This is a genomic window from Rhodoblastus sp. (genome assembly GCF_041915505.1).
Lineage (GTDB): Bacteria > Pseudomonadota > Alphaproteobacteria > Rhizobiales > Beijerinckiaceae > Rhodoblastus.
The window spans coordinates 1-9,003 of the sequence record NZ_JAYSBG010000134.1; the positions used below are offsets into that span (position 1 = coordinate 1).

9 protein-coding genes are annotated in these 9,003 nt (G+C 64.1%); 8 read left to right on the top strand and 1 reads right to left on the bottom strand.

Annotated elements, in window-relative coordinates; genetic code table 11:
• Nucleotides 1-1,328, bottom strand: a 1,328-nt coding sequence (locus tag ACE3S9_RS10130) for an aldehyde dehydrogenase family protein (protein ID WP_374546336.1), incomplete at its 3' end; no start/stop codon positions are given.
• A 513-nt stretch (nt 1,329-1,841) separates the two neighbouring features.
• Here ACE3S9_RS10130 and pqqA point away from each other — a divergent pair.
• The 8 genes from pqqA to ACE3S9_RS10170 all read left to right on the top strand — a co-directional run bounded on the left by pqqA (nt 1,842) and on the right by ACE3S9_RS10170 (nt 8,993).
• Entirely contained in the window at nt 1,842-2,033 is a 192-nt protein-coding gene (gene pqqA / locus ACE3S9_RS10135) for a pyrroloquinoline quinone precursor peptide PqqA (RefSeq protein WP_374546337.1), read from the top strand.
• Nucleotides 2,034-2,343: 310 nt separating this feature from the next.
• On the top strand, nt 2,344-3,264 hold the full coding sequence (gene pqqB / locus ACE3S9_RS10140; RefSeq protein ID WP_374546338.1) for a pyrroloquinoline quinone biosynthesis protein PqqB: 921 nt from the start codon (nt 2,344-2,346) through the stop codon (nt 3,262-3,264).
• Nucleotides 3,261-3,590, top strand: a complete 330-nt coding sequence (gene pqqD / locus ACE3S9_RS10145; protein ID WP_374546339.1) for a pyrroloquinoline quinone biosynthesis peptide chaperone PqqD — start codon at nt 3,261-3,263, stop codon at nt 3,588-3,590. The genes pqqB and pqqD overlap by 4 nt, the downstream gene beginning before the upstream one ends.
• Nucleotides 3,587-4,708 carry a pyrroloquinoline quinone biosynthesis protein PqqE gene (gene pqqE, locus ACE3S9_RS10150; RefSeq protein ID WP_374546340.1) on the top strand — a complete coding sequence of 374 codons (1,122 nt, stop codon included), beginning with the start codon at nt 3,587-3,589 and terminating at the stop codon, nt 4,706-4,708. The genes pqqD and pqqE overlap by 4 nt, the downstream gene beginning before the upstream one ends.
• Before the next feature lie 205 nt (nt 4,709-4,913).
• Nucleotides 4,914-5,300 carry a cytochrome c-550 PedF gene (gene pedF / locus ACE3S9_RS10155; protein ID WP_374546344.1) on the top strand — a complete coding sequence of 129 codons (387 nt, stop codon included), beginning with the start codon at nt 4,914-4,916 and terminating at the stop codon, nt 5,298-5,300.
• 5 nt (nt 5,301-5,305) lie between these two features.
• Entirely contained in the window at nt 5,306-6,154 is an 849-nt protein-coding gene (locus tag ACE3S9_RS10160; protein ID WP_374546341.1) for a substrate-binding periplasmic protein, read from the top strand.
• Between the two features lie 91 nt (nt 6,155-6,245).
• Nucleotides 6,246-8,018, top strand: a complete 1,773-nt coding sequence (locus tag ACE3S9_RS10165) for a PQQ-dependent methanol/ethanol family dehydrogenase (RefSeq protein WP_374546342.1) — start codon at nt 6,246-6,248, stop codon at nt 8,016-8,018.
• A 285-nt stretch (nt 8,019-8,303) separates the two neighbouring features.
• Entirely contained in the window at nt 8,304-8,993 is a 690-nt protein-coding gene (locus tag ACE3S9_RS10170; RefSeq protein ID WP_374546343.1) for a response regulator, read from the top strand.
• Nucleotides 8,994-9,003: the final 10 nt, after the last annotated feature.

Sequence of the window (9,003 nt, forward strand, 5' to 3'; positions counted from 1 at the left end):
TAGGCGCGGTTGCCGTTGCGGGTCCACACGCCGGCGCCGAGGCCGTAGATCGTGTCATTGGCGATCGCCAGCGCTTCCGCGTCGTCCTTGAAGGTCGTGACCGACAGCACCGGGCCGAAGATCTCTTCCTGGAAGATGCGCATCTTGTTGTTGCCGTGGAACACGGTCGGGTTGATGTAATAACCCTGCTCCAGCTCGCCGCCGAGCTGGGCGCGCGATCCGCCCGTCAGAACTTCCGCGCCTTCCTGCTTGCCGATGTCGATATAGGTCAGGATCTTGTGGAGCTGTTCGTTCGAGGCCTGGGCGCCGATCATGGTGCTCATGTCAAGCGGGCTGCCCTGCTTGATGGCCTGGACGCGCTTGACGGCGCGCTCGATGAACTTCTCGTAGATCGATTCCTGAACCAGCGCGCGGCTGGGGCAGGTGCAGACCTCGCCCTGGTTGAGCGCGAACAGGGTGAAGCCCTCCAGCGCCTTGTCGAGATATTCGTCATCGTCCTGCATGACGTCGGCGAAGAAGATGTTCGGCGATTTACCGCCCAGCTCCAGGGTCGCCGGGATCAGGTTGTCGGCGGCGTAATGCGCGATCATGCGGCCGGTGGCGGTCGAGCCGGTGAAGGCGATCTTGGCGATGCGCTTGCTCTGGCCCAGCGCCTTACCGGCTTCCGCGCCGAAGCCGTTGACGACGTTCAGCACGCCCTCGGGCAGCAGATCGCCGATCAGCTCGAGCAGAACCAGAATGCCGACCGGGGTCTGTTCGGCGGGCTTGAGCACCACGCAATTGCCGGCGGCGAGCGCGGGGGCCAGCTTCCACGCGGCCATCAGCAGCGGGAAGTTCCAGGGAATGATCTGGCCGATGACGCCGAGCGGCTCATGGAAGTGATAGGCGATCGTGTCGTGATCGATTTCCGAAATGCCGCCTTCCTGGCCGCGCAGCACGCCGGCGAAATAGCGGAAATGATCGACCATGAGCGGAATGTCGGCATAGGTCGTCTCGCGGATCGGCTTGCCGTTGTCCAGCGTCTCGACCAGCGCGATGGTGGCGAGGTTGTCCTCGATGCGATCGGCGATTTTCAGCAGGATCCGCGAGCGCTCCTGGGCGGGCGTGCGGCCCCAGGCTTCGCGGGCCTTGTGAGCGGCGTCGATGGCGAGTTCGATATCCTCGGCGGTCGACCGGGCGACCTGGCACAAGACCTTGCCCGAGACGGGGCTGAGCTTGTCGAAATACTGGCCGCGCACCGGAGCGGTCCATTTGCCGCCGATGAAATTGTCGAACTTCGACTTGATCAGATTCTTTCCGGTAAGATTGGATACGGCTTCCTGGTACATAGACCTTCCTCCATAGACATCGCGCCTTGCGGCGTGTTTCGCAAACGATCCGGCCGGCGCCTCGCCGGGCGGCCTGCCGGCCCCGGACCGCTCAAGATCTCTTCAGCCAAGATCCCTTTGGGATTATGCTCGATCGCGTCGACCGGACGCGCGCCGGAGCGCCAGCGCGCTCCTCGTCAAAAAACCTGCGCCGAGCCGCCGCTCCGCCCTTCCGGCGGCGCGAGAACTCCAGCGCAGGCGCGCGTTGGCGATCAAAATATCGCATGACCTCCCCAGGACATGACGCTTATTGCTCTGTCGCGTTCGACGGAGCGCACATTAATCCCCGGCAAGCGCGTCGTGATACTGCTCTTTAGTGCCATTGACCCTCTGGCTCGACGACAGGGCCCGCGCGAATATTTTGCAGTGCAAGAATAATGCTGCGTCGCACAAGAAATGAGCCAAATTTAAGTGTCGGCTGCTACTTTGGCGCCGTAGACTGGCTTGCGTCGCGACCTATCTTGAGCGCAGGGATTGAGTGCTCTGAAAATGGAGCCGCGGCGCAACGCGGCCTGTCCCTGGATGTGCCGAAGACCCGCGACGCGCAAAGACCCGGCGCAAACTTTTACGGAGGAAAGCATGACGGAAATGACCTGGACCGCCCCCGAAGCCTGCGAAATCTGCGTCGGCATGGAAGTCACCAGCTATATGTCGGCCGAGATCTGATCGCTTCGAACGTCGATAGCGGTTTCGCCCCATCGGACGCCACGCGCCGGTGGGGTTTTCGCGTATTGGCGTTCTGGCGGCCTGCGGCGCTTCCCGCTGCCGCGCCTTGACGAAAATCTTACGATTTTCTAGCCGTGGCCTGACGCGCGGCGCTGTCGAACAGGCTATTAAACTCATTCCGCCATAAAACTCGCGCGAGCGCGCGAGGGGTTCGGCCGCCCCGGTTCAAGCCGAACGGATGCCGGGTCCGGACGAAGGCCAGAAGGCCGGCCGCTGAAGCCGGGCCTCGGATGGAAGCAAGGTCGGTCACGTGAAATTTCTTGTGCTTGGCGCCGCGGCGGGCGGCGGACTTCCGCAGTGGAACTGCCTTTGCGAAAATTGCCGCCTGGCCTTCGAGCGCGACGGACGCATCGCGCCGCGCAACCAGGCCAGCCTCGCGGCGAGCGCCGATGGCGAAAACTGGATCGTGCTGTCGGCGACGCCCGACCTGCGCCAGCAGATCATCGCCAATCCCGAGCTTCACCCGAAAGTCGCGCCGCGCCATTCGCCGATCAAGGGCGTCTTCGCGCCCAATGGCGACGTCGATAATATCGCCGGCCTGCTGGTCATGCGCGAGATGCAGCCCTTCACGCTCTGGGCGACGAAAAGCGTCATGGCCAATACAATCGGCGGCGTGTTTGGCGTGCTCAATCCCGAGGTCGTCAAGCGCGAGACGGTCGAGATCGAACAGACCGTCGACACCGGCCTCGGCTTCACCCTGACCGCCTTTGTCGCGCCGGGGAAAATCCCGCTCTATCTCGAATCGAAAAACGAGGCCGAGATCGAGCTTGGCGCGGAGAGCGACACCACGGTCGGCGTCGAAATCCGCCAGGGCGACAAGCGTTTCTATTACATGCCCTCCTGCGCCCGCATCACCGACAAGCTGCGCAAAAGGCTCGACGGCGCGGATATTATTTTCTTCGACGGCACGACGTTCGAGGACGATGAAATGATCCGCCTCGGCCTGCTGCCCAAGACCGCCTGGCGCATGGGCCATATGGCGATGAACGGCGAAAAGGGCTCGATCGCCTCGCTCGCAGATCTCGCCATCAAGCGGCGCGTTTTCATCCATATCAACAATTCCAATCCGGCGCTCCGCCACAATTCCGCGGAGCGCGCGCAGGTTGAGGCGTCCGGCTGGGAAATCGGCTATGATGGCCAGCGCATCGACTCCTCGGAGGCGCGGACATGACGGCGACGGCGATGGTGACGACTGAGACGACAACGACGGCGATCGCGACGCCGGAACTCGCCCCCGAGTCACGGCCGCGCCTGCTGCGCGGCGTCCGATTGAAGAACGATCAGGTCCGCAAGACCTGGGTGCTGCTGGCGCCGGAGCGCTATCTGCGTCTCAACGCCATCAGCGTCGATATTCTGCAGCGCTGCGACGGTTCGGCCGCGCTGTCGACCATCGTCGACGATCTCGCCGCCAAATATGGCGCCGATCGCGCGATGGTCGAACGCGACGTGCGGAGCCTGCTCAACGGCCTGCTCGAAAAGCGGATGCTCGGCCTATGACCAACACGCGCCCTCCCCTGTTCCCGCCCTCCGCCATGCTCGCGGAGCTGACCTATCGCTGTCCCTTGTCCTGCCCCTATTGCTCCAATCCGTTGAACATGGGCGGGCGCGAGACGGAAATGTCCACGCAGGAATGGCTGGACATCTTCACCCAGGCCGCCGCGCTGGGCGTGCTGCATGTCCATATGTCAGGCGGCGAGCCGGCCTCGCGCCGCGACCTGCGCGAACTGGTCGCGCATTGCGCCAAGCTCGAACTCTACACCAATCTCATCACCTCCGGCGTCGGATTGACCCGCACCTCGCTGGCCGAACTCGCCGCCGCCGGGCTCGATCACGTCCAGCTTTCGATCCAGGACGCCGAGGCCAGGAGCGCCGACTGGATCGGCGGCTATGAGGGCGGTTTCCGGAAAAAGCTGGAGGTCGCCGGCTGGATCGCGGAAGAGGGCCTGCCGCTCACGGTCAACGCCGTGATCCACCGCGCCAATGTCGAGCGCGCGGCGGAAATGGTGGATTTCGCGATGCGGCTCGGCGCGCGGCGGATCGAGATCGCGCATACGCAATATTACGGCTGGGCTTTGCGCAACCGCGCCCATCTGATGCCGACGCGCGCGCAGAGCGAGAAGGCTTATGCGGAAGTCGAAGAGCGCCGCGCGCTCTACAAGGGGCAGATCGTCATCGATCATGTGGCGCCCGATTATCACGCCAAATATCCCAAAGCCTGCATGAGCGGCTGGGGCCGCGTCGGCCTGAATGTCACGCCGCAGGGCAAGGTGCTGCCCTGCCATGCGGCCGAAACCATACCCGGCCTCGAATTCTGGAACGCGCGCGAAAAGAGCCTCGCCGATATCTGGGAAAATTCGCCGGGATTCAACGCCTATCGCGGCGACGACTGGATGCAGGAGCCGTGTCGCTCCTGCGAGCGCAAGAAAGAGGATTTCGGCGGCTGCCGCTGCCAGGCCATGGCGCTGCTCGGCGACGCTTCCGCCTGCGATCCGATTTGCGTGAAATCGCCGCGTCACGATCTGATCGCGGAAATCGCCGCGCGCGATTCCGCCGAAAAGATCGAGGGGTTCGCGCCGCGGCGCATCGAGCGCCTGCGCGAAAAAAGCGACGCCTGAGCCGATACGCGCCGTTTTTCCGCGCGCGGCGTTTTGCTCGCGCGCGATGCACTAGGTCGCGCATGGCCGCGCGACCAATTCTCCTCCCTCAAGGGCGCCAAAGTACAATTTCCCTCGCGACGCCGCTCTCTAAGATCACGCAAAAATCTGGAGGAAAATCGTGGCGTTTACGACCCGCACTCTCGGGATATCCCTTGCCGTTTTCATGTCTCTCTTCGGCGCCCAGCGCGTGTTCGCGCATGGCGACGTGACCCCGCAGCCCGTCGATACGACCGGCCTGCCGCCGGTCGGCCCCGATTGGCTGGAGAAGAACCCCTATCGCGGCAATGAGCTCGCGACGAAGATCGGCGCGTCCGGCTTCAACCAGAACTGCGCCCGCTGCCACGGCATCGAAGCGGAATCGGGCGGCATCGCGCCGGACCTGCGCTATCTCGACAAGGGCGAGGACGGCGACGCCTGGTTCATCAACCGTATCCGTCATGGCTATACGCAGAATGGCATCACCAAAATGCCGGCCTTCGAGGGCACTCTGTCGCAGGAAGCCATGTGGGCGATCCGGACCTATCTCGACTCCCGTTACCAGGGCAATTGACCTCGATGCGCGCGACCTTCCGCGCACTGTTCTGCCTGCTCGCCGCCGGCGCCGCCTTCGCGTCGTCGGCGGCGGTCGGCCGACCGTTGCGCGACGTCCAGTCGGGCGGCGTCCTGCGCGTCACGGTCTATCGCGATTACAAGCCCTGGTCATGGGAAGAGAATGGCGTCCGCAAGGGCGTCGATGTCGAGATCGGCGCGGCGCTGGCCAAGGCGCTGGGCGTCAAGGCGGATTATATGTTCCTCCGCGCCGACGATAATCTCGACGACGATCTGCGCAACGGCGTCTGGCGCGGGTCGCTGCTGGGCGAGCAGCCCGGCGATGTGATGCTGCATGTGCCGCACGACGCCAAGATCGAAGCCGACAATGACAAGATCAAGCTGACCGCGCCCTATCAGATCGAAAGCCTGGCCATGGCCGTGCAGCCCGACAAGGCCGACGCCGCCAAGGATTTCTCTCTGTTCGAGACCGAAAAGGTGGCGGTCGACATCGGCACCCTGTCGGACATCATTCTTCTGTCCGCGCGCGACCACAAGCTCGTGCAAAATGTCGTGCATGTGCGCGGCGAGGCCAAGGCCGCGCAGGCCTATGACAAGGGCGAGGTGGTCGCCTTCTACGGCGAATCCGCGCTGGTCGAGGCTCTTGCGCATCAGACCGACAAGCCGGTCAGCATCATTTACCCGCAACACCGCCTCGTCCAGAACTGGCCGATCGGCGGCGCGGTCAAGGCGGATTCCGTCGATCTCGCAGACGCCATCGACAAAGAAATGGCGCGCCTGGCGGAATCCGGCGAACTCAAGAAGATTTTTGCGTCCTACGGCGTCACTTGGCGGCCGCCGGCGCAAGAACGGTGACCGATTTCGGTCTTGGCGCTGCGGCCGCACAGCCGCCGCGCCGGTCAAATTGCGTCGGTTGATCCGGCGCAGGTCTTTGGGAGGACATGGAATGATGAAACGCACTCTTCTGGCTGGCGTCTCCGCACTGGGGATGGCCTTCGCCGGGGCCGCTATGGCCGCCGGCGTCACCGACGCGGACCTGCTCAGCGCCCCCGCCAACACCAAGGAAGTCGTCACCTGGGGCCTCGGCCTCAACGGCCAGCGCTTCAGCCCGCTGAAGCAGATCGACGTCGCCAACGTCAAATATCTGGTTCCGGCCTGGTCGTTCTCGTTCGGCGGCGAAAAGCAGCGCGGCCAGCAGTCGCAGGCGCTGGTTCATGACGGCGTCGTCTATGTCACCGGCTCCTACAGCCGCATGTTCGCCGTCGACGCCAAGACCGGCGACAAGATCTGGGAGTTCGACGCCCGCCTGCCGGAAGGCATTATGCCCTGCTGCGACGTCGTGAACCGCGGCGCCGCCATTTATGGCGACAAGGTGTTCTTCGGCACGCTCGACGCCCAGATCTACGCGCTTGACGCCAAGACCGGCAAGGTCGTGTGGCACAAGGCCATCGACGACTTCAAGGCCGGCTATTCCAATACCGCCGCTCCGATCATCGTCCCGACCAAGGCCAATGGCGCGCTGGTCATCACCGGCGTCTCCGGCGGCGAATTCGGCGTCGTCGGCCGCGTCGAGGCCCGCAACCCGGACACCGGCGAGTTGGTTTGGAGCCGTCCCGTGCTCGAAGGCCTGATGGGCACCTATCAGGGCAAAGAGACGACCATGACGGGCAAAGCCGGCGAGACCTGGGCCGGCGACATGTACAAGACCGGCGGCGGCGCCACCTGGCTCGGCGGCACCTACGATCCGGAAACCAAGCTGGTGTTCTTCGGCTCGGGCAATCCGGCTCCGTGGAACTCCTGGCTGCGTCCGGGCGACAACAAGTGGACGGCTTCGCGTCTCGCCATCAATCCGGAAAACGGCGAGCTCGTGTGGGGCTTCCAGACCACGCCGCATGACGGCTGGGACTTCGACGGCGTGAACGAATTCATTTCGTTCGACCTGACCAAGGACGGCAAGACCGTGAAGGCCGGCGCCACCGCCGACCGCAACGGCTTCTTCTATGTGCTCGACCGCACGAACGGCAAGTTCATCTCGGCCATGCCCTTCGTGAGCAAGATCACCTGGGCCAAGGGCATCGACGCCAACGGCCGTCCGATCTATACCGAAGACGGCCGTCCGGGCGACCCGACCAAGTCGGAAGACGGCAAGAAGGGCGCGGAAGTGTTCTCCGTTCCGTCCTTCCTCGGCGGCAAGAACCAGATGCCGATGGCCTATTCGCAGCAGACGAAGCTGTTCTACGTTCCGTCGAACGAATGGGGCATGGACATCCACAACGAGCCGGTCGTCTACAAGAAGGGCGCGGCCTATCTCGGCGCGGGCTTCAACATCAAGCCGATCTTCGAAGATCACATCGGCTCGCTGAAGGCGATCGATCCGGTCACCCAGAAGGTGGTGTGGGAATACAAGAACAAGGCTCCGCTGTGGGGCGGCGTTCTCACCACCGCTGGCGGCCTGGTCTTCACCGGCACGCCGGAAGGCTATCTGATGGCCTTCGACGCCAAGACCGGCGCGGAAGTGTGGAAGTTCAACGTCGGCACCGGCATTGTCGCGCCGCCGATCACCTGGGAACAGGACGGCGAGCAGATGGTCGGCGTTGCCGCTGGCTGGGGCGGCGCCGTGCCTCTGTGGGGCGGCGAAGTCGCCAAGACCTTCAAGGGCATCAACCAGGGCGGCTCCTACTGGGTGTTCAAGCTGGCCCCGCATTCCGCCGCGAAATAAGGCGGCGCGGCCGCTCCCGGGCTGCAAATCCGGGAGCGACCGTCGCGGCTTCTTCGCTTTCGAAGCCCTTTGGGCGGCCGTGCGTTTCGCCCGGCCGCTCATTGTTCTTTGCGCACGCGCCGTTTCGGTTCTTTGCGCAGGCGCCGTTTCGCGCGACTTGCGCGCGCCGCCGTCAAGGCGCACATTCAGGGGTCGCCGCCGCGGACGGTTCTGGAAAAGAATCGCCCGGCGGAGCGGCGGCGGATCACTCCGCCGCCCAGGCAGATTGGCACCGGGAAACGCCACATGACGCGCATTCTGATCGTCGACGACCATCCTCTGTTTCGCGAGGCGCTCGAAAGCGCCGTGCGGATGGAGCGCCCCAAATGCGAAATCTTCGAAGCCACCACGATCGAGGAGGCGCTTGACGTCCTGGCGACGGAAAAGAGCATCGACCTCGGCCTGTTCGATCTGTTCCTGCCCGGCACCACCGGCTTGTCCGGCCTGGTGCGGGTGCGCGCGGCCCATCCGCATCTTCCGATCATGGTCGTCTCCGCCCACGAGGATCCGCGCGTCGTGCGCGACCTGCTCGCGCTGGGCGCGGCGGGCTTCGTCTCCAAGGCGACCTCGAAGGGCGAACTCGCCCATGCGATCAATGAAGTGCTCAACGGCTCGGTCTATCTCCCGGAGCGCTTCCGCGACATCAACCAGCCTCAGCCTTCCGAGATCGAGCGCGGCGACATGCTGCGCCGCCTGCAGGATCTGACCCCGCAGCAATTGCGTGTGCTCGACATGATCCGCGCCGGCCTGCAGAACAAGCAGATCGCCTATGAGCTCGGCGTCGCTGAAACCACCGTCAAGGCGCATGTCTCCGAGATTCTGCGCAAGCTGAACGTCTATAGCCGCACCAAGGCGGCGATCGAGGTCGGCAAAATGGATTTCGCGCAATTTTCCGCCGAGCATCACCCCGGCGGCGACAAAAGCGCGTCGAACTGAATCCCTCCGC